The sequence below is a fragment of the Crateriforma spongiae genome (assembly GCF_012290005.1).
Taxonomy (GTDB): domain Bacteria; phylum Planctomycetota; class Planctomycetia; order Pirellulales; family Pirellulaceae; genus Crateriforma; species Crateriforma spongiae.
In genome coordinates this window covers 114,466-136,648 of the sequence record NZ_JAAXMS010000001.1, presented here as the reverse complement: position 1 = coordinate 136,648, position 22,183 = coordinate 114,466, and the positions used below count along the sequence as shown (strand labels likewise).

Annotated in this window: 15 protein-coding genes; 9 read left to right on the top strand and 6 right to left on the bottom strand. The window is 56.6% G+C overall.

From position 1 onward, the window contains the following. The first annotated feature begins 423 nt into the window (after window positions 1-423). From HFP54_RS00535 to HFP54_RS00525, 3 genes are all read left to right on the top strand, one after another. Window positions 424-2,427: a DUF5722 domain-containing protein gene (locus tag HFP54_RS00535; RefSeq protein ID WP_168563682.1), complete on the top strand. Its 2,004-nt coding sequence runs from the start codon at window positions 424-426 to the stop codon at window positions 2,425-2,427. A gap of 75 nt (window positions 2,428-2,502) precedes the next feature. Next, window positions 2,503-3,876 carry a Gfo/Idh/MocA family protein gene (locus tag HFP54_RS00530; protein ID WP_168563681.1) on the top strand — a complete coding sequence of 458 codons (1,374 nt, stop codon included), beginning with the start codon at window positions 2,503-2,505 and terminating at the stop codon, window positions 3,874-3,876. A gap of 21 nt (window positions 3,877-3,897) precedes the next feature. After that, entirely contained in the window at window positions 3,898-5,457 is a 1,560-nt protein-coding gene (locus HFP54_RS00525) for a sulfatase-like hydrolase/transferase (RefSeq protein ID WP_168563680.1), read from the top strand. A 159-nt stretch (window positions 5,458-5,616) separates the two neighbouring features. Here the strand turns inward: HFP54_RS00525 and HFP54_RS26060 are convergent, their stop codons facing one another. The 4 genes from HFP54_RS26060 to HFP54_RS00505 form a co-directional block, all read right to left on the bottom strand. Beyond that, the gene (locus HFP54_RS26060; RefSeq protein ID WP_146411434.1) at window positions 5,617-6,006 is read right to left on the bottom strand and encodes an acyl-CoA carboxylase biotin carboxyl carrier protein subunit; all 390 of its coding nucleotides are present in this window, start codon (window positions 6,004-6,006) and stop codon (window positions 5,617-5,619) included. A gap of 18 nt (window positions 6,007-6,024) precedes the next feature. Then, window positions 6,025-6,312 (bottom strand): hypothetical protein, encoded by a 288-nt coding sequence (locus tag HFP54_RS00515; protein WP_146411431.1) that lies wholly within the window; start codon window positions 6,310-6,312, stop codon window positions 6,025-6,027. A gap of 79 nt (window positions 6,313-6,391) precedes the next feature. After that, window positions 6,392-7,930: an acyl-CoA carboxylase subunit beta gene (locus HFP54_RS00510; protein WP_146414195.1), complete on the bottom strand. Its 1,539-nt coding sequence runs from the start codon at window positions 7,928-7,930 to the stop codon at window positions 6,392-6,394. A gap of 49 nt (window positions 7,931-7,979) precedes the next feature. Next, entirely contained in the window at window positions 7,980-9,476 is a 1,497-nt protein-coding gene (locus tag HFP54_RS00505; RefSeq protein WP_146411427.1) for a methylmalonyl-CoA carboxytransferase subunit 5S, read from the bottom strand. Between the two features lie 641 nt (window positions 9,477-10,117). Between HFP54_RS00505 and HFP54_RS00500 the strand changes: the two genes are divergently transcribed. Next, window positions 10,118-12,730 (top strand): sodium-translocating pyrophosphatase, encoded by a 2,613-nt coding sequence (locus HFP54_RS00500; RefSeq protein WP_168563678.1) that lies wholly within the window; start codon window positions 10,118-10,120, stop codon window positions 12,728-12,730. 64 nt (window positions 12,731-12,794) lie between these two features. Next, window positions 12,795-13,559 (top strand): hypothetical protein, encoded by a 765-nt coding sequence (locus tag HFP54_RS00495; protein ID WP_146411418.1) that lies wholly within the window; start codon window positions 12,795-12,797, stop codon window positions 13,557-13,559. Window positions 13,560-13,635: 76 nt separating this feature from the next. Here the strand turns inward: HFP54_RS00495 and HFP54_RS00490 are convergent, their stop codons facing one another. After that, on the bottom strand, window positions 13,636-14,220 hold the full coding sequence (locus HFP54_RS00490) for a type 1 glutamine amidotransferase domain-containing protein (protein WP_168563677.1): 585 nt from the start codon (window positions 14,218-14,220) through the stop codon (window positions 13,636-13,638). 283 nt (window positions 14,221-14,503) lie between these two features. Between HFP54_RS00490 and HFP54_RS00485 the strand changes: the two genes are divergently transcribed. From HFP54_RS00485 to HFP54_RS00470, 4 genes are all read left to right on the top strand, one after another. Further along, window positions 14,504-16,921, top strand: coding sequence for a DUF1592 domain-containing protein (locus HFP54_RS00485; RefSeq protein ID WP_168563676.1), 2,418 nt, complete (start codon window positions 14,504-14,506; stop codon window positions 16,919-16,921). 11 nt (window positions 16,922-16,932) lie between these two features. Then, on the top strand, window positions 16,933-18,252 hold the full coding sequence (locus HFP54_RS00480; protein WP_168563675.1) for a DUF1552 domain-containing protein: 1,320 nt from the start codon (window positions 16,933-16,935) through the stop codon (window positions 18,250-18,252). Beyond that, window positions 18,249-18,785 (top strand): macro domain-containing protein, encoded by a 537-nt coding sequence (locus tag HFP54_RS00475; RefSeq protein ID WP_168563674.1) that lies wholly within the window; start codon window positions 18,249-18,251, stop codon window positions 18,783-18,785. The genes HFP54_RS00480 and HFP54_RS00475 overlap by 4 nt, the downstream gene beginning before the upstream one ends. Window positions 18,786-18,969: 184 nt before the next feature. Then, window positions 18,970-21,147, top strand: coding sequence for a sulfatase-like hydrolase/transferase (locus HFP54_RS00470; RefSeq protein WP_206035938.1), 2,178 nt, complete (start codon window positions 18,970-18,972; stop codon window positions 21,145-21,147). On the opposite strand, the gene HFP54_RS00465 is transcribed toward HFP54_RS00470, so the two are convergent. Further along, complete coding sequence (locus HFP54_RS00465; RefSeq protein ID WP_168563673.1) at window positions 21,144-22,118, bottom strand: sugar phosphate isomerase/epimerase family protein; 975 nt, start codon at window positions 22,116-22,118, stop codon at window positions 21,144-21,146. The genes HFP54_RS00470 and HFP54_RS00465 overlap by 4 nt on opposite strands. Window positions 22,119-22,183 lie beyond the last annotated feature (65 nt).

Here is a 22,183-nt window from a genome sequence, read left to right as displayed (position 1 = left end):
TACGGTTCATTCGAAAAGTCCCAGTTTGGTTTCGATGCCGCCAACAATCAACAATCTGATCAGTAACGCTCACTCTCTGACCATTGCCGTCACCGCGATCCACATCAACATTTGAGTTTCGCCCGATTGTAGCGGACCGGATCATCGATCGCGCAAAGCCGAGTGGGCGAGGATACAATTAGGGTCCCACCCCACGGCCCACCTATCGTTCCAGCCGCACTGATGCTTCCGTCAACAATGACTGATTTGATTCGACCGAATTGGCATGGCACCGCCGATGGTCGGCCCCGCATGTTGGCCTTGGTGCTCTGTCTATTGTGTTGCTGCGGCGCGAACGCGTGGTGCCAGGCGCAAACGCCGGCTGGTGGTCGCTCCGACGAAACGCGACAAGCTTCACCTGATCGGTCAAGTTTAACGAAGATCATGGATGCGAACCGTTCGATCAGGTCGTGGCATGATCTTGATCTAACGATTCAAGACGACGTTGTGATCATCCAAACGACGGGAAACGATCCTTACCTTTGGCTTTCGCTTCCCTCGCGTCCCGAATTGCAAACCGATTGGATGCTTGGCTTGGAGTACTTCTGCCCAGACGGGATCAACTCCGTGCAAGCGCACTTGGGACTCCAAGCTCGCGCGGCGGGGATGGTCGACTTGGAATCTTTCGCCAAAGCCGAAGGTTGGATGCCATACGCGATCAACTTAGACCAGTTGCGACGCGAGAACACGAAGGGCACGGACACATCGGCAATCCGAATCGACCTGGGAAGGCGTGCCAACAGGCACATTAAAATCCGACGATTACAGACGCGTCCCATGTCGGACCGCGAGTTGGCCATTCGCAGGAAATCCGAAGGCAAGAAGAAAGCACAACAGGCGTTGGCGGCGTCCATCCGTGGTTACCACCAACGCAGTTGGCCCGCCCGCATTGATCGCATCAGCGCGGAACCAGATGCGATCCGCGTGGAAGGATCGTTTGCAGTGGACATGACCGATGCCCCCGTCTATTTGGTTCGTCGAAACGTTCACTCGGTCACAGCCCTTGCGGCGTCCCAGAACGAACTGGCCAATCGATGGATCGTTCAAAAAGGCAATGACGGACAGTCATTCACATGTCGCATTCCCAATGCCACCGCTGGTAGCGCAGCGCAGTGGGGCGATCGATTCCAGCTTGTTCGGCAAGAAGCCCCACCCCAATCTTTCACACCACTGTCGGCGGCACACTGGTTTTCCCCCGATCTTTCGGTGGCATCGGCACCAACGGGACAAGAACACCACCAAGTGCGGAAGGGGCTCACATGCCTGACGACGCGGTTTCCGATGACGATGCTTGACGAATTGGGTCTGCAGCACGGAAGCATCAACATCAACATGAATTCACTCGTGCGGCAAGTCGGAAACGGCGACGACGCAATCTATCAATTGGACGAAGCCGGGTTTCGGCGACTGGATGCTACGGTTTCCTATCTATCGAAAGCCCGGATCCAATTGGCGGGCATTCTGCTTATTCCCAATTCGCCGACCGCCCCACTAGTTCATCCTGACGCCGATCTGGCCGGCACCTATGCGATGCCGAACTTGGTCGACCAAGCCCACGCACAGGCCTATCGCGCGGTCGTCATCGAACTGGCCAGACGTTATGGATCAAATTCCGATGCCGGCACCATTGACCACTGGATCATCCACAACGAAGTGGACTACGGATGGCAGTGGACCAATATGGGCCCCCAGCCCATGGACATCTTCATGGACCACTACGTTCGTTCAATGCGGATGGTTGATTCCGTGGTTCGTCACTTCAACACGAATGCCCGCGTTTTCATTTCACTGACGCATCGCTGGAACGCCCAGGATTGCCAGGAAAACAAGACTTATGCTCCCAAAGCGATGCTTCAGTGGTTGCAAAAACACGGTCAAACCGAAGGCGACTTTCCGTGGGGAGTTGCCTACCATCCCTACCCACAAAGCCTGTGGGAATCGGATACCTGGAATGATGACTTGCCAACCGAGTCATTCGACACACCGTTGATCACGGTTAAAAACCTTTCGGTGCTGGACCGTTTCTTGAATCAGCCCGAATGGTTGGATTCATCCGGTCGCGTTCGACCAGTCATCTGCAGCGAGCAAGGTTTTCATGCCCCCGAAACCGATGACGCTAGCTTGCAACGCCAAAGCGCCGCTTTGGTTTACACTTGGAAGCAACTAAGTGATTTAGGGTCGATCATCGCGTTCGACTATCACCGACCGATCGACCATCCGAACGAAGGTGGCTTGCGTCTGGGATTGCGTGGCTTGGTCAGTAAGCGGCATCCACTGGGTCCGGCAAAGCCGGCTTGGTCGACCTATCAAGCCCTGGGCACCGAAGCGGAAATGCAACTTCGTCAGACTTTTCAGCAGCACTGGCAACCGTCGGGTCGAAATCATTAGGCCACGTTCACCAAAGCCCACATCCATTCAAACCGCCCCCCATTCTCAAAATTCATTTGATGCGGAGTAATCACGATGACGCATGAACCCACCCGCCAACCGACACGTCGCGGCATCCTGAAGACGCTTGCGGTCGGTGCGGCATCCGCCCCCGCGGTCGTCCGCGGCCGAAACTTGAATGACAAGATCCGAATCGCCGTGGTCGGCATGGGTGGGCGTTCCAATGCGCACGGTAAAAGTTTGGTGGAACTTGAAAAAGACTCCTCGGCCAACGTCGAATTCGCGGGCGTCTGTGATTGCAACGAAGGCCCGAGAAAGTCGGCACAGTTGGCGTGGAGCGAACGGGCCGGCCATCGCATCGAAGCCTATGACGACATGCGTCGTGTCTTCGATGACCCAAACATCGATGCGGTGACCTTTGCGACCCCGAATCACTGGCATTCCCTGTGTGTCATCTTGGCCTGCCAGGCGGGGAAAGACGCCTATGTCGAAAAGCCAGGTTCACACAACATTTTCGAAGGCCGGAAGATGGTGGAGGCGGCCCGAAAGTACGACCGCATCGTCCAGCACGGCACCCAGTGTCGTTCGTCCGAGAACATTATCGAAGGCATTCGGCAATTACACGACGGAATCATCGGCAAGGTCTATTTCGCTCGGGGGATCGCCTACAAGATCCGCGGCAATCTTGGCCAGCACGCACCGCGTCCAGTCCCGGATGGATTGGATTGGAATGCTTGGTGCGGTCCTGCCCCGGTCCATGAGTTCAGTAATTTCCAACTTCGTCGTTGGCACTGGATTTGGGATTACGGCAATGGCGAAATCGGGAACCAGGGCGTTCACCAAATGGACATCATTCGCTGGGGACTCAAAATCGACGATCATCCGAATCAGATTTCGTCGGTGGGCACCAACTTCATGCAACAGGAAGTCCATGACAGCAGCGCCCAAACCCCCGGTGTCCTATCCACCTCCATGAAGTGGGACGATGGCCGAATGATCGAGTTCGCTGTTCGCGATTGGTACACCAACGCCGAAGCTGGTTTCCGCGACAAGTACCCGTTCGTGCAAAAAGACTTTCCCGTTGGTGTGATTTTCCTTGGCTCCGAAGGGACCATGATCTTCCCCGACTATTCCAGCTACTACACCTTCCTGGGTCGTGACCGTGAACTGGGGCCTCACGCGTCGGAACCGGGAAGCCCGATTTCCGACTTGCCGCATTTCCAAAACTGGGTCAGCAGCCTGCGATCACGCAATCCCGAGGACTTGTCGGCGGAGATCCTTCAAGGGCACATGTCGTCGTCGCTGTGCCACTTGGCCAACATCGCCTATCGGGTCGACCGCACGGTCAATTTTGACCCGAAAAAGGAAACTTTCGTTGATGATGCGGAGGCCAACCAATTGGTTTCCCGGCCACCGCGAGCCCCCTTTGTTGTTCCAGAAAACGTGTAGTATTTGTTCGGGTTCGCAACAATGATTTTGCTGTCACTACGCCGGCGTTTGCAGGCGGAACGATTGATCGCCGTGTGCCTGTGTTGTTTGGCGGCAACGAACTTCTGTTCCGCCGAAAACGACCGTCCCAACATCTTGCTGATCCTGACCGATGACCAAAGCTGTTCATCGCTGTCGTGTTATGGCGGTACGTTGGTATCGACACCGGCGATCGATCGATTGGCCACCGAAGGAGTGCGTTTGACGTCGGCCTACGTCACGCCCCAGTGCACCCCCACACGCGCGGCGCTTTTGACCGGCCAGTCCCCACCGCGTAACGGCATGTGGCACGTCATCGGTTGGTATGGAACACCGTTTGCGCCGGTGATCGAACCGCTGTATCGTGAGAATTTGGATCCGCAAAGCTGCCACATGCCACACTGGCTTCGCAACGCCGGTTACCGAACAGGAATGGCGGGCAAGTGGCATTTGACCAACAACGAGCACGGTCACTACACCTTCCTGAAAGCTGGCTCGGCGGATCAATTCGGGTTTGATTTTGTCGCACCACCGGGGCCGGGCAGCCAAAACGAAGGCGACAAATGGGTCGATCATCTGACGGATGAGACGATTCGATTCATTGATGATTCGGGCGACGGACCGTGGTTCTTTTACCTGTCCCACCACACACTGCATGGCAAAGTTTCCGCGCCGCCTGCGCTGGTGGAAAAGTATTTGAATGCCGGACATCCCGCCGAAGGCATGAACAATGCCACCTACCTTGCCGCCATCGAGCACCTGGACCGTTCCATCGGGCGAATCCTTGATCATTTGCATACATCTGGCGAAGAAGACAACACATTGATTGTTTTTCTTTCGGACAACGGTGGTGTCGACACCCAGCTTGCATTGCCCCAATGGAATGATCAGCCGCTTGACGGCAGCCAACCGATGCTCGTCCACAAGGAGGAATTTGATAGCGATCCGTTGCGTGCCGGAAAAGGCTCCGTTTACGAAGGTGGCATCCGAGTTCCGTGCCTGGTCCGTTGGCCGGGATCCATTCCGGCGGGGAAGACGATCGACGCGCCGGTCCAAGTGACCGACTGGTTGACCACGTTTATCGCCGCCGCGGATGTCGATCGATCGCAAGGTGGCACCGACGCGGGCGTGACTCTGGACGGACGAAACGTTATCCCCGTATTGCAAGGTGACGTCGCTCCGACGCGAGATCTGTGTTGGTACATGCCGCTATACGATCTTCGCTGGGGTGCCACGCCGGCCGCGATCATTCGCCGGGGACGCTGGAAACTGATCGAGTTTTTTGGCGACCATGTCGACCCCAGGGGGCAATATCGAATCGGGCAGCGAACGGAGCTTTACGATTTGGAAGCGGACCTTGCCGAAACGCATGACCTTGCAGCGGAGCGACCCAAACTGACCGACGACCTGCGTCGACGTTTGTTCGATTGGATTCGCAGCACGGGTGCTCCCATCCCGACGCAAAATCCACATGCCGATCCGAAACGTTGGCTGTGGGAAACCCGTGACAAGCCGCACTGGATTTCTGAATCAGATTGGCCCAGGGCTCCGGGGCTGCCCTAAGAAACGCCGGTGAAATACCGATCGATTCTACGACGCGCGACGTAGCGGAGCAGGGCGGGGTACCGATGCGCACGAAAAACACCGCAACGTGTGGATGCACGCCACGGTGTTTGGTTGTCTTAGCGATCGTTCCTTGCGGATCGATCGATGGTCAAAGAATCATTCGAATTCAATCAACACATCATTCGCTTTGACGCTGCCGCCGACTTCAGCGTTCAGCTTGGCGATTTTTCCGGCGATGGGCGCGGTGATGACCGTTTCCATCTTCATCGCTTCCAAGACCATCAATTCTTGGTCTTGTTCGATTTCTTCGCCCACTTCAACCGGCACGCGGATCACGACACCGGAAACGGGGCTGCGGCAAACCTTGCTTTCGTCTTCGACGACTTGACCACCACCGCCGCCGGACGGTGGCGCTGCCGGCGGAGCAACGCCTGGTGCTTGATAACTTTCGCTGGCAGGAACGAACCCCGGTTGCGGGGATTCTTCTTCGGCGACGTCGACTTCAACCTCGTACACGTCACCATCAATTTTGATCTTTAGTTTCACTGGAATCTCCCTGATGAATTAACGTGCCAAGGCGTGAGAAGCATGGATGGTCGCCCGACCTTGGTGTGCCCAAGTCTTAGAACTGATCAGGCGAATTTGTCGGATCTGTGGTTTAACACCCAAGTAGGCTGCGATCGCACTGGAGATGATCATCAGCCGTTGTTCGTCAATTGGGGGCTTGCTGTTTTCAACGGATTCCATCGCCTTTTCAAGCGATGCAACCCGCGACTGCAGTCCCTGAATGTCTTGCCGCAACGACTTCAGCATCGCGACAATTTCATCGTTATTCTTTTGATCGTCGGTCATAACATAGAATTCCGAAGTTGGAAACGCATTGGACGGATGGACGCGCCAGACGGCCACACCGGTGTGACCGCAAGGCGTCCTACAGCGGAATCAAGCCATGCTTCTTTGGCGGACGCTGGTCTCGCTTGTTTCGCAAGTATTCCAACGCACGCGCGATGTGTTTTCGCGTGTCGGCCGGTTCGATCACATCGTCGACCAACCGGCGACCAGCGGCAACATACGGCGACGCAAACGCTTCGCGATACTCCGCAATCAATTCGGCCCTGCGGGCCACCGGGTCTTCGGCTTCGGCCATTTCTTTGCGGAACACGATTTCCACGGCTCCTTCGGCACCCATCACAGCCACTTCGGCGGTCGGCCATGCGAACACGGCATCGGCACCGATATCACGTGAACACATCGCAACGTGGGCACCACCATAGGACTTCCGCAAAATCAGCTGAACCATCGGCACGGTTGCCGCTGAATAGGCGAACAACAATTTGGCACCATTTCGAATGATGCCGTTGTATTCCTGTTCAACGCCCGGCAGATAACCGGGAACGTCGACCATCGTGACCAACGGGATGTTGAACGCGTTGCAGAACCGAATGAACCGTGACGCCTTGTTGGCGGCATGGTTGTCGATCGCACCAGCCAGCACCATCGGCTGGTTGGCGATGATCCCGACGGTTCGTCCCAGGATTCGAGCAAAACCAACCACCATGTTGGTCGCGTGCCCGGCCTGGACCTCCAGGAAGTCTTTGCGATCGACGACTTCGGCGATCACCGCACGGATGTCGTAACCGGCTTTGTGGTCGACGGGCACAATGTTGTTCAGCTCGGGATTGGGTTCCAAGTTGTCGTCACAGGGAACGATGGGGGCATCTTCCAAGTTGTTCGACGGCAGGAAACTAAGCAGACGACGACAGATGTGAAGCGCATCCGCGTCATCCCTGGCGACAAAGTGAACCACGCCAGAGTGGATCATATGGGAATCGGCACCACCGAGCTGTTCGGCCGTGATTTCTTCGCCGGTCACCTGTTTGATCACCTGTGGACCGGTGATGAACATCTGGGCTTTGCGAGTTTGGATCACAAAGTCCGTCAGTGCCGGCGAATAGGCCGCACCACCGGCACAAGGACCACAAATCAAACTGATTTGGGGCACGGCACCGGAAAGCAACACGTTGGATCGAAACACTTGTCCGTAGCCGGAAAGCGAATCAATACCTTCCTGGACCCGGGCACCTCCGGAATCGTTCAAGAAAACGAACGGGCTGCCCGTCTTCAGCGAACGTTTCATCGCGTCGGCGACCTTCAGCGAATGCACCTCGCCGGCGGAACCACCCAACACGGTAAAATCTTGGCTGGCCAAGTGAACCAGACGCCCATCGATGGATGCGGCACCGGTCACCACGCCATCGGCCGGGATGACGCGACCGCCCAAACCGAATTGAGTTTGGCGGTGTTCGGCGAAAATGCCGAATTCTTCGAAGCTGGCATCATCGACCAAGTTGTCCACCCGTTCGCGTGCCGTCATCTTGCCTTGATCACGCTGTTTTTCGAGGCGTTTTTCACCGCCACCCAGCATGACCGTGTCACGACGCTGCCGCAGGTCGTCGACCAAGTCATCCATTGTATCTTTCTCTTTCGCCGTCATTGCTTGGGATCCTTTGCGGTATGGACTAAACGGGTTCTACCGAAACTTTATGGGTCTTCCCGTAAAGCTTGACTTCATAATTGACTTCGGACTTGATGCCTTTCCGCGCCGCTTCGGCTTTGACCTTTTCTTCAGCGACCTGTTCGGCGGTTTTGCTTAGGTTCTTTGGTCCTTCGCCACGAGTCGAAAAGAACCCAGGCGCCACTTGCGGGAACATTGCATAGGTCAGCACGTCTTCGTCGGTACCGTCGAATCCGTCCAGTGCCGATGCTTTGTCGCGAAGTTCGTCCCATTCCGGTTTCAAACAATCGGCCGGACGTTTGGTGATGGGTGACTTCTTGGCATGTTTTTCGGCCGCTTCGATGATCTTGGGATCACGTGGGGCGATGGTTTCGCCGTAATACCCCAGCATCAAATCAGCAAACTCACCCGTCAGCGCTTTGTAGGGTCCCATCAGAACGTTGAACACCGCTTGTGTCCCGACGATCTGGCTGGACGGAGTGACCAGGGGCGGGAAACCGGACACCTCGCGAACACGTGGCACTTCTTCCAACACTTCTTGCAGCCGATCGGCGGCGCCTTGTTGGGCCAACTGGCTTTCCATGTTGGAAATCATGCCGCCGGGAATTTGGCTGTCGAAGATGTCGGTTTCGACACCGATGAATTTCGATTCAAACTCGGCATAGCGGGGTCGAATCTTTGCAAAGTGCTGTTTAATTTTCTTGAGCCGCTCCTTATCCAGCGAAGTGGTGTAACCGGTGCCTTCCAGCATTTCGACCAAAGCTTCGGTCGGGTTGTGCCCCGGTCCCAGACTGAGGCTGGAAATCGCGGTGTCGACGATATCGGCACCGGCTTCGATCGCCTTCATCAAGCTAACCAAGGTGACGCCAGTGGTGCTGTGCACGTGAACGTGCACCAACATGTCATCGCCACACGCTTCCTTGATGCCCTTGACGATGTCGTAGGCGGGTTGCGGTTTCAGCAGGGCAGCCATGTCTTTCAAACAAATCGAATCGCACCCCATGTCTTGCAGCCGCTTGGCCATTTCGACGAAATGGTCGTTGGTGTGCAGCGGACTGGTGGTGTAGCAGATCGTGCCTTCGGCGTGCTTGCCCGTCCGGCGAACCGCTTCCATCGCACGCTTTAGATTTCGAATGTCATTCAAAGCGTCAAAGACGCGGAAGACATCCATGCCGTTTTCGGCCGACTTGTCCACGAACCGGTCGACGACCGTGTCTTCGTAGTGCCGATAGCCCAACAAGTTTTGGCCGCGCAACAGCATTTGCAGCCGACTATTGGGCAACAGTTTGCGAAACGTTCGCAATCTTTCCCATGGATCTTCATTCAAAAAGCGGATGCAGGAGTCGTACGTCGCCCCGCCCCAGCACTCGACACTCCAGTAACCGGCCTGATCGATTTCCTCACAGATCGGCACCATGTCTTCGAGCGCCATACGGGTCGCCAAAATGCTTTGGTGCCCGTCGCGCAGTACCAATTCCGTGACATCCACGTGACGTGTCATCGGGAAATCTCCTCGGCGTGTAGCTTGAATTAGTGAAAGCGAAAAGGTCGTCAACTTCGCTTCGACGACGCATCGCGTTTGCGACATTCGTTTTCGGCGATGTGTCGAGATCTGTCACTCAGGCGCCGACCTTGTGTTCGGGTCGACAGAACCATTTGCGTCAAATCGCCACACTGACCATGTCCCACCAGAAACCAATGTGTGCCACTGTGTCGCAGAGGCACTCTAAACGATGAACGTTCGGTCGGCCGATGGAACGAGTCGAATGGTACTGAACCGATCGGCATCTCGTGAATGCGTGCGGGGAATTTTCCCAGCCTTCAGCGACAGATTGTCCGGTAGACACCCGTTCTTGGCGGCATCATGACCGCTCCAAAACCTATCGGTGCGTTGAAGTTGTGGCGATTCATGGCCAACGCGTTTGCTAGCTGATGACAAATCGTCTCACTCGCACACATCAGCCTGTTTTGAGTGTGCTGTTGCGTAGCAGATCAAAAGTTGAATCGGTAAGCTCCGATGCATCGCGAAGACCGCGATCCCTTCGGCCCAGAACGATGGCTGCCCTAACCGTCGCGTCGGGCCCAACGGTCGACTGCCTGTCATCGATCCCCCTTCCACACGCAGGAACCCGAGGTCCCATCATGCATGTACTTCCTTCCATCCCTGACATTTTTTCCAACTGGTTACTGCCGCCGCTTGCGGCGGCAGGGTCTGAGGCCACCGGCGAGATTGTCGAAACCGCTCTTGACCAGTCTCGCCCGTTGCCGCTGTGGTGGCACTTGACTTGGATCACCGCCGCGGTCGCCTTGGTCAGCGCTTTCATGTTCTATCGATGGATCATGGAACAAAGCGAAGGCAACGACCGCATGAAGGAAATTGCCAAGTACGTCCGTGAAGGTGCCTACGCCTATCTGCGACGTCAGTACATGGTGGTGATCATCTTTTTCATCGTCGTCAGCAGCCTGTTGGCCGTGATGGCGTTCGGTTTGGAAGTCCAACACCGCTTGGTTCCATTCGCTTTCCTGACCGGCGGTTTCTTTTCGGGCTTGGCCGGCTTCTTTGGCATGAAGACCGCCACCAACGCGTCGGGACGTACCGCCCAGGGAGCCAGCGAATCGCTGGACCGTGGCCTGAAGATTGCCTTTCGCGCCGGCAGCGTGATGGGTCTGGCCGTGGTCGGACTGGCCATGCTGGATATCAGCCTGTGGTTCCTGTATCTGTACAAATTCCACCACGTCGTGTTCGGTGGCCAGCCGATGAGCCTGGAAACGATCACCGTGGTGATGCTGTGCTTCGGCATGGGTGCGTCATCCCAAGCGTTGTTTGCTCGTGTCGGTGGCGGGATCTACACCAAAGCCGCCGACGTCGGTGCCGACTTGGTCGGCAAGGTCGAAGCCGGAATCCCCGAAGACGATCCCCGTAACCCCGCGACGATCGCCGACAACGTCGGTGACAACGTTGGTGACGTGGCCGGTATGGGTGCCGACCTTTACGAGTCGTACGCCGGTTCGATCTTGGCAACGATGGCACTGGGTGTCGCCGCCGTCAGTTTGGGCGGCGTTCCGGAAGGTTTCGGCGACAAGATCTCGGCGCAATTGGCCTTCCTGGGTGCCCCAATGGTCTTGGCCGGTGTGGGAATCCTGCTTTCGCTGGCAGGCATTTTCTTGGTCGCCACTGAAGAAGGCGCATCCATGAAAAAATTGATGATGGCATTGAACAAAGGAATCTGGGGCTCCAGCGGCATGGTCTTGATCGCTGCCATGATCATCATGCCAATTTTGTTGCCGTCCAGCGTTTGCTGGGGTGTTGTGATCGCAGTGGCAACCGGCTTGATCGTCGGTCTGATCATTGGATACGGAACGGAATACTACACCAGTGCCGAATACAAACCGACGCAAGGTATTTCCGATCAAGCGGTCAGCGGCACTGGCCCACTGATCATCGACGGTGTGGCGACCGGTTTGCTGTCGACTTGGATTCCGATCGTGGCCGTCAGTCTTGGCATGCTGGTTTCCTTTGCAGCGTGCGATGGATTTGAAAACTTGGTCATGGGACTTTACGGCGTCGGAATGGCATCGGTCGGCATGCTGTCGACCCTGGGAATCACACTGGCCACGGATGCCTACGGTCCGATCGCTGATAACGCCGGCGGTAACGCTGAAATGTCGGGCTTGCCCAAACAAGTCCGCGAGCGCACCGATGCCTTGGACTCGCTGGGCAACACGACCGCGGCGATCGGCAAAGGCTTTGCCATCGGTTCGGCTGCACTGACGTCACTGGCCTTGCTGGCCGCTTATGTCGAAGAAGTTCGTGTGGGTATTCACCGCGAAGTTGCGGCGGCCTATGAAGTCATGGACAGCGAAACGGAAGATTTCACGATCGTTCCGCTGGGTCACGGCAAGTACGGGCTGTTCTTGCCCGGTGGTGATGCAGCCGATGGCAGACACAACGATCACTACACCGTCAGTGCGATCGAAAGCAACTCGGAAAACGCCATTGAAATCATGGTCGACGACCAACCGGTTCATGTGGTCGTCAACCACGCCGGCGCGGCGATCGGTCACAACACCGAGGGCGAACTTTCCGCCGATGCCAGCTTGAAAGAACAGATCGCGGCCATGCCGCCGGCCGGTCTCGAAGCCTACATGGACTATTACAAGATCACCCTGATGAACCCCAAGGTATTGGTCGGCGTGTTCCTAGGCGTCTTGATGGTCTTTGTGTTCGGAGCAATGACGATGAAGGCCGTTGGTCGCGCCGCGATGGCAATGGTGCTGGAGGTTCGCCGTCAATTCGATGAAATCCCTGGCATCTTGGATGGCACGGGAACCCCCGACTACGCACGTTGCGTGGCGATTTCGACATCGGGTGCCCAGAAGGAAATGCTGCGTCCATCATTGCTGGCCGTGCTGGTTCCGGTCGGCGTCGGGCTGGTGCTGGGCGTCGGTGGTGTGATGGGATTGCTGGTGGGCGGTTTGTGTGCCGGTTACGCGATGGCGGTGTTCATGAGCAACGCAGGCGGTGCCTGGGACAACGCCAAGAAGTACATCGAAACCGGCAAACACGGTGGCAAGGGGTCCGAAGCCCACAAATCCAGTGTTGTCGGCGATACGGTGGGCGACCCGTTCAAAGATACCACGGGCCCCTCGCTAAACATCCTGATCAAGCTGATGAACATGGTCAGCATTGTCTTTGCGGGATTGGTTGTGAAGTTCGCGCCGCTGATCGGTGCCTACCTAGGCATGGGCAATTGATCGCCCGGCTTGAATGAAAACCTGATTACTAACAACCCCAATTCACATTGCAGACAAAATCATCATGGACATTCACCTTTATCTGATGTGCTATCGTCACGAAGCTCTCGTTGCGTCGCACTTATCGGCCGAAGAATTCGGCGCATACATGGCCGTAGGGACGCGGAAGAAAACGTTTGGTAACGTGGTCTTCTTTGAATTGGATCCGTCGTTCCGTTCAAGTGAACTGAATTTGGATCAATTGGAAGAACGCTGCGTGCCGCACAGTTCCGGGCAACCGCGACGCAGTAAGTACATGAGTGTGTATCGCGTCATGGAACATGTTCCGCTGGAAGCTTACGGGCAGTTGCACCTGACCACTCGTGATGGTCGTGTGTTGACGCTCGATAGCCAAGACTATCAAGCACCGGCCGGCCGCAGCGAAGCATTCATGTATGCGGAACTGTGTCCTTTGACACCTCGCGTCGTGACCAAATTGGATCCCCTGGAGTTCACCAAAAAGATCACCGATTCAGCCAACCCGGTCAGCGTCCCGCGAATTTTCTTCGCCGAGACGCAAGTGGCCAGGGACAGCGATGGTCGTTTGGCAGGCTATCTGCCCTACAACAATCCGGCACACATCGAAGACTGCTTGGATGAAATCACCAACAAGCCGGCCAAGTTCGCCAAGACGGTCGATCGTGATCCACCGTTGACCGCGTTTTACCGCACGATAGCCAGCGGCTTTTATGTGGGCGATTCCACCGGGATCAAGCAATACGCGTATCCCAGCGTCGACGAACTGGAAGAGAAGCACCACAAGTGGTGGCGTTCGGCCACCATGGGCTAAAGGGCCTCGGGTTCACAGCACGGAACCAAACGTTGGATTTCCGTACGTTTGATATCCGTACTGGGGCCCACGCCGGCTATTCACCCGATTGATTCGCGATCGCCTCGATGAACGCCCGACAGAATTCGGGAAGGTCATCGGGGCGTCGGCTTGTAATATGGTGACGATCGACGACAACCGCCGCGTCTTCGTAAATCGCGCCGGCGTTGACCAGATCATCTTTGATCCCCGGCGATCCGGTCACGCAGACATCCCGATACACCCCCGCGGAAATCGGAATCCAACCGCCGTGGCAAATCGCAGCGATCGGTTTGGACGATGCATCAAACGCACGCACCAAGTCCAACACCACTGGGTCCCTACGCAACTTGTCGGGCATGAATCCGCCTGGGACCAACAACGCATCGAATGCGTCGGCATTCATGTCAGCGATGGCAGCGTCGCTGGTACAGGGATAACCATGCTTTCCGTTGTAATGGGCATTTGCTTCGGGGCCAGCAACAACCACGTCCGCTCCGGCTTCGATCAGCCGCAACTTGGGGTACCAAAGCTCCAGGTCTTCGTAGATTTCACCGACAAGCGACAGGACTCGGCGGCCCTTTAATGGAAAATCGTTCATACGTCCGTGGATGTCCTGGATCAATAGAAGGGGACAAAACATGCCGGGACAACGAACGACCAGCCTTCGCCGGCACGCGTCCCGAGGGATCAGATCAGCCGAAGGAGCCTAAAGGATCACATTGCTGACGATCAAGCGTTGGCCACGGCAACGACATCGCCCCCGCGAAGGAGCGGCCCGTTGACAAACCGGCAACCGACCGACCCGGCGGATATACTGGCGCGTCGTCGTTTTTTTGGCCGACACTCCCCCACGATGATCCTTGGTTCCCCGGCGGAGAACGTTTGTGACGCCCCGAGTATTGAACTGCCGTTGCCTATGCTGGATGACTTGCTTGATCGCGGTGGGTTCCATCTTAGGCGTCGACAGTCGGGCGACCGAATCCGATGTGCTGACTTTGTCCGACGATGCGACAGCGTTTCTTACGTCGTACTGCGCCGACTGTCACATGGAGGGTGCTCAGGAAGGTGGCTTGGCCATCGACCTCGATACACTTAACGATTCGAGTCTCGTGAATCATGCGATTTGGGTTCGGATCCACGACCGCGTCGATCGTGGCGAAATGCCGCCGACCGACTATGACACGATTCCCCGCCGGGATCGCGCCGTGTTGTTGCAGCCATTGGGTGAAATCCTGCGAGACCAACATCGTCGAAACAACGGCGCGACGCTACGGCGTCTGAATCGCCGTGAGTACCAGAACACGATGAACGATATGTTCGGGACTCACGTCAACTTGATGGACCGATTGCCCGAAGACGGCCAGGCACACGGTTTTGATACAGTGGGCCACGCGCTTGGCATCTCCAGCGTTCATTTGCGTCAGTACATTGACGCGGCCGACAGCGTCGTGGATGCCGCGATCGCAAAATCCAGCACACCCACATCAGCGGAAACGATCAACGCCAGCTATGCAGATTCACGCGAAGGCGGACAGTTTATCGGCAAGGTGTGGAAGAAGCTGGACGATGATGCGGTCGTCTTTTTTGATGACTTTGGTTACCCCACCGGCATGCTGCGCGGCACCAGCGTGAAGACACCCGGGCGATACCGAATTGAAGTCACCGGTTACGCCCACCAGTCCGACCAACCGATCACCGCTCACATCGGCGGCACGAGCTTTCAACGTGGCTCGGAGAAACCCACCTACGGCTATGTCAGCTTTCCGCCCGGCCGACCGACCACGATTCAATTGGAAGCATGGATCGATGAACGGTACATGATCCAAATCACTCCCTGGGGCTTGGATACCGGTCAGTACAACATTCGAAAGTCCGGCCCGGACGATTACGAGGGACCAGGCCTGGCCATCAAGAATGTCAGCTTGGTCGGCCCGTTGTTGGATGAGTTTCCTAGCCGGGGACATCGACTGATTTTCGGGGAAATGGACCGCCGAGAAATTCCTCCCAGCAATCCAAAGCATCGGCTTCGCTCCAGTTATCGGGCATCCTTTAAAATTGTCAGCGACGATCCGGACCAAGAAGTTCACGAAGCGGTTCGGCGAGTCGCATCACAGGCGTTCCGCCGCCCCGTCCGCGACGATGAAGTGGCGTTGTATTGGGGTCTGTACCGCAGCGAACGTGACCGCGGCGCTTCGATCGAGCAGGCGTTGCGAACGGCGGTGTCAGGAGTTTTGTGTTCACCCGATTTCTTGTACTTCGTCGAACCAAGTGGCAAGCTGAATGACCACGCCGTCGCGACACGCTTGTCCTACTTTCTGAATCGAACCGCGCCGGATGCTTCGCTAAGAAAGGCTGCCGACGACGGACGCCTAAGCGATCCCGATGAACGACGCCGCCAGGTGGATCGGTTGCTGGAATCCGAACGGAGTGATCGTTTCATTCAAGACTTTGCCGACGCCTGGTTGAACTTGCGCGAAATCGAGTTCACCAATCCCGACGAACGCCTGTTTCCCGAATACGACGGGTATTTGTTGCATTCGATGAAGGGCGAAACGCACGAGTTTTTACGCCATGCGATCCGGGTTGATTTGCCCAGCGGCCAGTTGATCGATCCGGGCTTTGCGATGTTGAACGAACGCTTGGCGAAACACTACCAGATCCCCGATGTCGGCGGCCCGCAAATCCGACTGGTGCAATTGAACCCGTCGGACGTTCGCGGTGGCTTGTTGGCACAAGCTTCCATTTTGAAATCCAGTGCCAACGGCACGAACACCTCGCCCGTCGTCCGCGGCGTATGGGTTACCGAACGGATCTTGGGCCAGATCCCTCCGCCACCGCCACCGGGCATTCCCGGGGTGGAACCTGACATCCGCGGCGCCGCAACGCTGCGGGAACAATTGGACAAACACCGGAACTTGGTGTCGTGTCAATCATGTCATCAAATCATTGACCCGCCGGGATTCGCGCTGGAGTGTTTTGATCCGGTCGGCGGGTGGCGGACGCGATACCGTAGCCTGGGCGAAGGTGATCGCGTGAATCGCAGGGTCGACGGTCGATCCGTCCGATACCGATTGGCTCAACCGGTCGATGCCAGCGGACAAACCGTTCAAGGCGACAGCTTTGACGGCTTTGTCCAATTCCGCGAGATCGTCGCCGCCAATGACCGACGCATCGCGCAAACCGTTGTCGAGAAACTGTTGACGTTCGCGATCGGACGAGAACCCGGTTTTTCGGATCGCGAAGAGATCGATCGTATCGTTGATTCAACGCGAAGCAGCGGATACGGATTTCGTTCGCTGATTCACAGCGTCGTCGCCAGCGAACTTTTTCGAACCAAGTGAAGCTTCCAGCCATGTCATCCCGCCGCAACAACATCTCACGCGTGAAGCGTATCCATCGACGCCAACTACTTCGTGGTTGGGGTGCGGTGGGGCTCAGTCTGCCTTTTCTGGAATGCATGCGGGACCGCGTGTCGGCCGGGGAAACGCAAACCGGCCCGCCGCCCAAGCGTTCGGTGTGGATTTGTGCGGGACTGGGGTTCCATGCCCCGTTTTTGTTCCCATCGGAACCGGGCCCCCTGAAGGCGAACACGCCCTACCTGCATCAGCTTCGGGATCACTTGGACCAGGTGACCTTGTTTTCAGGACTTTCGCATCCCGAACAACAGGGCAACAACGGGCATGCGTCGTCGCTGACATTCCTGACATCGGCCCAACGCCCCGGTCTGGCTGGTTTCAAGAACACGATCTCGATCGACCAATTGATCGCACAGCGAATCGGCATGCAGACACGCTTTCCGTATCTGGCGTTGTCGACATCGGGGCGATCCCTTTCCTGGACATCCGGCGGTGTCCCGATTCCGGGATCCACGTCGCCATCCCAGTTGTTTCGCGAATTGTTTCTGCAAGGTAACGAACAACAGATCGCATCGGAGATCGCTCGGCTACGCCGAGGGCACAGCATCCTGGACACCGTCACCCAGAGCGCCAACACGATGGCAAAACAACTGGGATCAAACGACCGACACAAGCTGCAAGAGTATTTTCAGTCGGTTCGTGAACTGGAACACCGGCTGACACAGTCGGAAGGCTGGGTTCGGCGTCCCAAACCCAAGGTTGACGCGGAGGAACCGGACGACATCCGCGACAAGTTGATGGCAATTGAGCGTCAAGCGGCCATGTACGACATGATCACGCTTGCGTTACAAACCGATAGCACGCGAACCGTTACGTTTGGAATCAGCGGCCTGAATGCCGCGCCCAAGATTCCTGGCGTTGCCAGCGACTGGCACGGCTTGTCTCATCATGGGAAAGACCCGGCAAAGATCGAAGAATTGAAATTGATCGAGCAGGCCGAATTCACCGCATTTGCGAAGTTTCTGGATGGGCTGCGCAGTATCCAAGAAGGCGACTGTACACTGCTGGATCAGACCACGGTCGTCTACGGTTCCAACCTCGGAAACGCAAGCTCGCACGATTGGCACAATTTGCCGATTTTGGTTGCCGGTGGCGGATATCGGCACGGCCAATACGTCGCTCACGATCACAACCAGAACACACCGCTTGCCAACTTGTTCGTTGGTATCGCGCAAGGCGTGGGCATCGAAATTGATCAATTCGGCAGCAGCGTGTCCGCTGGAATTCGCGGCCTGGAACCTCTGGCAAACGCATGACTTCCATCGAAACCATAGTCGGCGATATCACCGCGATACCATGCGACGCCATCGTCAACGCAGCCAATCAAACCCTGCTGGGCGGCGGTGGCGTTGATGGCGCGATTCACCGTGTCGCCGGGCCCGCGCTACGCGAAGCCTGTCGACAATTACCTGAGCTTGAACCCAACGTGCGTTGTCCCGTGGGCGGTTGTCGTATCACTCCGGCATTCGGTCTGCCCGCCAGGCACGTGCTTCACTGCGTCGGCCCCATCTATCGCGGCGGAAAGCACGATGAATATCAGCAACTGGTGTCTTGCTATGAACGCGCGATCTGGATCGCCGCTTCATTGGGTCTGTCACATGTGACCTTTCCCGCGATCAGTTGTGGTGCATATCGGTTTCCGATCGACAAAGCGGCAAAGATCTCGGTTCGCGCCGTTCACAAAGCGGTGCTATCCGAACCCGGCATTCGACGCGTCACGTTGGTTGCGTTTGACGATATCATGCACCGAATGTGGGTGAAGGAATTGCAAGAGGTCCGAGCGGAATAACCCGATCGTATTCCGGTCGGTTCATCCAGCCATTCCGCAGAAACACCGGGCTGCCGACATCACCCGCTCACCCGCTTGATGCATCGACCGGTCGCCATCGCGGCGACAGATCTTGCGATGCGTTCTCCTTCAGACAACAGTGTCTTTCCCCCACCCCCACCTTCATCACCGATTGGTTCCCGCCATGCGAATGAAACGCTCCTTCACGCTACGATTGTTCGGCTTTTCGTTTCTATCCTTTTTGATAAGCGTCACCGAATTGCCTTCGGCGGGATACGCAGACGAACCACCGGCCGGATTCACCTCGCTTTTGGCCGACGATTCGCTGGACGGTTGGTCGCACCAAGGAAATTGGTCGATCGACTCCGGAGTGGTTGCACGTGAAGGTTCGGGCGGACCATTGACCTATCAAGGCGGACCGCTGCCGGACAATTTCGAGCTACGGTTCGAATGGAAGGTCGCCAAAGGCAGCAACAGCGGCATCTACTATCGGCCCGGCCAGTACGAATACCAGATTTTGGACAACACGACGCATCGCGATGGAACGAACCCACGAACCAGCGCAGCGTCTTTGTATTTTTGCATGCAGCCGTCACGTGATGTGACACGCGCCGCCGGTCAATGGAATACCGGCCGCATCGTCTGCAAGGACACCGTGATTCAGCATTGGTGCAACGGTGTGAAGGTCATTGATTTTGACTACGAAGATCCTCGATGGCAGTTCCATGTCGATCTGCTGAACAAACGCGGCGGCAATCTTTCCGATCGTGGTGGCAAACTATGGCTACAGGACCATGGCGATCCGGTTTGGTTCCGCAACATCTATTTGCGAACCATCCCAGACGAAGAATCGCTGCAGCGGTCCGAAGTCACCCCAGCCAACATCCCAAACGACGTGCTGAAGAAGGAAGCCGAGAAACTTGAAGGGATCATGAAGCGACGCCAACAGGCACGTGAAGCTGCGGACGAAAAACAATCGGCAACGCGACGTCCGAACATCATCTACGTCATGGCGGACGACTTGGGATACGGTGACCTGGGCTGTTACGGGCAATCGAAAATCCGCACTCCGAACCTGGATCAAATGGCAGCCGAAGGAATTCGTTTTACTGATCACTATGCCGGGCATACCGTTTGCCGGCCGTCGCGATTGGTGCTTTGGACCGGCCAGCACGTCGGCCACACACGACTGATTGGCAACGCATCCCACAATTTGACCGGTTCGGAAACCACGGTGGCCAGACTGTTGCAAGACGCCGGTTACGCGACGGGCGGTGTCGGCAAATGGGCTTTGGGAAACGTCGATACGCCTGATGAAATCGACAACGCTGGGCATCCCAACAACAACGGCTTTGATTACTGGTTTGGATACATGAACCAGTCCAACGCTCACAACTACTATCCGGCATTTCTGTGGGAAAATGATCGCGTCGTCACTTTGAAAGGAAACGTTATCGATGACGTTCCCAATGGACGTGGCCGTGTGGCAAAAGCCAAAGTGACCTACAGCCACGACGTGATGGTGGAAAAGGCTTTTGAATTTATACGCCGCAATGCATCGGCCCCTTTTTTGTTGCACATGCATCTGACGATTCCCCACGCCAATAATGAAGCCGGACGCGTCCATGGGGATGGAATGGAAGTTCCCGATTATGGCATCTACGCGAACGAATCGTGGCCGAATCCGGAAAAGGGTTTTGCAGCGATGATTGGCCGCTTGGACAGCGACATGGGTCGCTTGTTCGACTTGCTGGACGAACAAGACATCGCAAAAGACACGTTGGTGATCTTCACGTCGGACAACGGCCCGCACCATGAGGGTGGTCACGACGAAGAGTTTTTTGACAGCAACGGCGTTCTACAAGGGTCGAAACGTTCGATGCACGAAGGTGGCATTCGGGTCCCCTTCATCGCTCGATGGCCGGGGAAGATTTCCGCCGGCACCACCAGTGACTGGCCGTCCGCTTTCTGGGACTTTTTGCCGACCGCCTGCCATCTGGCAGGTGTCGCCCCGCCCAAATCCATTGATGGTGTCAGCTACTTGCCGGCCCTGCTGGGTCAGACCCCGGCAGGCGGAGACCGATACCTGTACTGGGCCAGTTCCGAAGGAGACACCTCCGTCGGCATCCGACGCGGTCGATGGAAACTGGTGAACTATCCGCCGACGCAGAAACGACGCTCCAAGACCGGTATCCCGGCGATCGCCGAAAACGGATGGCGTCTATTCGATCTGGCAAACGACCCGGCGGAAGAGAATGACCTGGCCGGGCAACATCCCGAACGAGTGCGTCGGATGTTGGAAGAAGTCCGCGACGACGGGCTGTGGGATGAACCACAGCCCGCCCACGGTTTGAAAAATTAGCCGGTCGGCTGGGCGACTTTGCTTGCGACTTTCTGGAGCAACGCCTTGGTACGTTTAATGCCTTCGAATTCGTCCAGTTCACGGCCTTCGTATTCGATGCCAACATACCCGTGGTAACCGAACTCCATGACGATATCCATCATCTTGAAATAGTCCGTGTTGACTTCGTTGCCTTCCGAGTCGAAGTCATGTGACTTAGCGCTGACGGCCTTGGCAAAAGGCATCAATTCGCGAACCCCTTGATAGCGATCGTAAATCTCGGGGTTGTCACCTCGCTTGATGTAGAAGTTGCCAAAGTCGGGCAGGGTACCGCAGTTATCCATGCCAACCTTTTCGATCGTGCCGGCCAACCACTGTCCGTTGCTGGACAAGCCGCCGTGGTTTTCAACCAAGACGTTCAAACCATGGGGCTTGGCGTATTCGCTGAGACGGGCCAGACCGTCGGCGGCCAACTTTTGCTGTTCTTCGTAGCTGCCGGCACTGCTGGCGTTGACTCGGATGCTGTGGCATCCCAAGAACTTCGCGGCGTCGACCCATTTGTGGTGTTTCTCAACCGCTTCCTTTCGCTTGGCTTCATCGGGATCGCCGATGCGACCTTCGCGGTCAACCATGATCAACAGGCTTTTGACACCGTGGTCATCACAGCGTTGTTTCAGATCGGCCAAGTACGTTTTGTCTTCCGCCTTGTCCATGAAGAACTGGTTGACGTATTCAATGGCCTCGATGCCAAACTCTTCTTTGGCAACACGGGGGAAATCCAGGTTAGTCAGTGACTTGGATTCATCTCGCAGCGTTCGGTGCAGTGACCATTCGGCCAGCGAAATCTTGAACGGTGCATCGCCGCCGTGACTGTCGGCAAATGCGGCGGAGGGAACCAGGCCGCGTGACGCCATGGTTGCTGCGGCGACCGAGGCGGCCGATGCGGCCAGGAATTGACGGCGTGAAGCGGTTTTGGATTGGAAGGGTTTCATCGCGTTTCAACGGGGTGGAAGCAAGGAGGGTCGTTCCCCGGGTTCGACGTCACACCACCCGAGGC

Coding starts and splice junctions, on each gene's coding strand:
- HFP54_RS00535 (WP_168563682.1), top strand. CDS start 424: ATGGATGCGAACCGTTCGATCAGGTCGTGGCATGATCTTGATCTAACG.
- HFP54_RS00530 (WP_168563681.1), top strand. CDS start 2,503: ATGACGCATGAACCCACCCGCCAACCGACACGTCGCGGCATCCTGAAG.
- HFP54_RS00525 (WP_168563680.1), top strand. CDS start 3,898: ATGATTTTGCTGTCACTACGCCGGCGTTTGCAGGCGGAACGATTGATC.
- HFP54_RS00515 (WP_146411431.1), bottom strand. CDS start 6,312: ATGACCGACGATCAAAAGAATAACGATGAAATTGTCGCGATGCTGAAG.
- HFP54_RS00510 (WP_146414195.1), bottom strand. CDS start 7,930: ATGGATGACTTGGTCGACGACCTGCGGCAGCGTCGTGACACGGTCATG.
- HFP54_RS00505 (WP_146411427.1), bottom strand. CDS start 9,476: ATGACACGTCACGTGGATGTCACGGAATTGGTACTGCGCGACGGGCAC.
- HFP54_RS00500 (WP_168563678.1), top strand. CDS start 10,118: ATGCATGTACTTCCTTCCATCCCTGACATTTTTTCCAACTGGTTACTG.
- HFP54_RS00495 (WP_146411418.1), top strand. CDS start 12,795: ATGGACATTCACCTTTATCTGATGTGCTATCGTCACGAAGCTCTCGTT.
- HFP54_RS00490 (WP_168563677.1), bottom strand. CDS start 14,220: ATGTTTTGTCCCCTTCTATTGATCCAGGACATCCACGGACGTATGAAC.
- HFP54_RS00485 (WP_168563676.1), top strand. CDS start 14,504: ATGACTTGCTTGATCGCGGTGGGTTCCATCTTAGGCGTCGACAGTCGG.
- HFP54_RS00480 (WP_168563675.1), top strand. CDS start 16,933: ATGTCATCCCGCCGCAACAACATCTCACGCGTGAAGCGTATCCATCGA.
- HFP54_RS00475 (WP_168563674.1), top strand. CDS start 18,249: ATGACTTCCATCGAAACCATAGTCGGCGATATCACCGCGATACCATGC.
- HFP54_RS00470 (WP_206035938.1), top strand. CDS start 18,970: ATGCGAATGAAACGCTCCTTCACGCTACGATTGTTCGGCTTTTCGTTT.
- HFP54_RS00465 (WP_168563673.1), bottom strand. CDS start 22,118: ATGAAACCCTTCCAATCCAAAACCGCTTCACGCCGTCAATTCCTGGCC.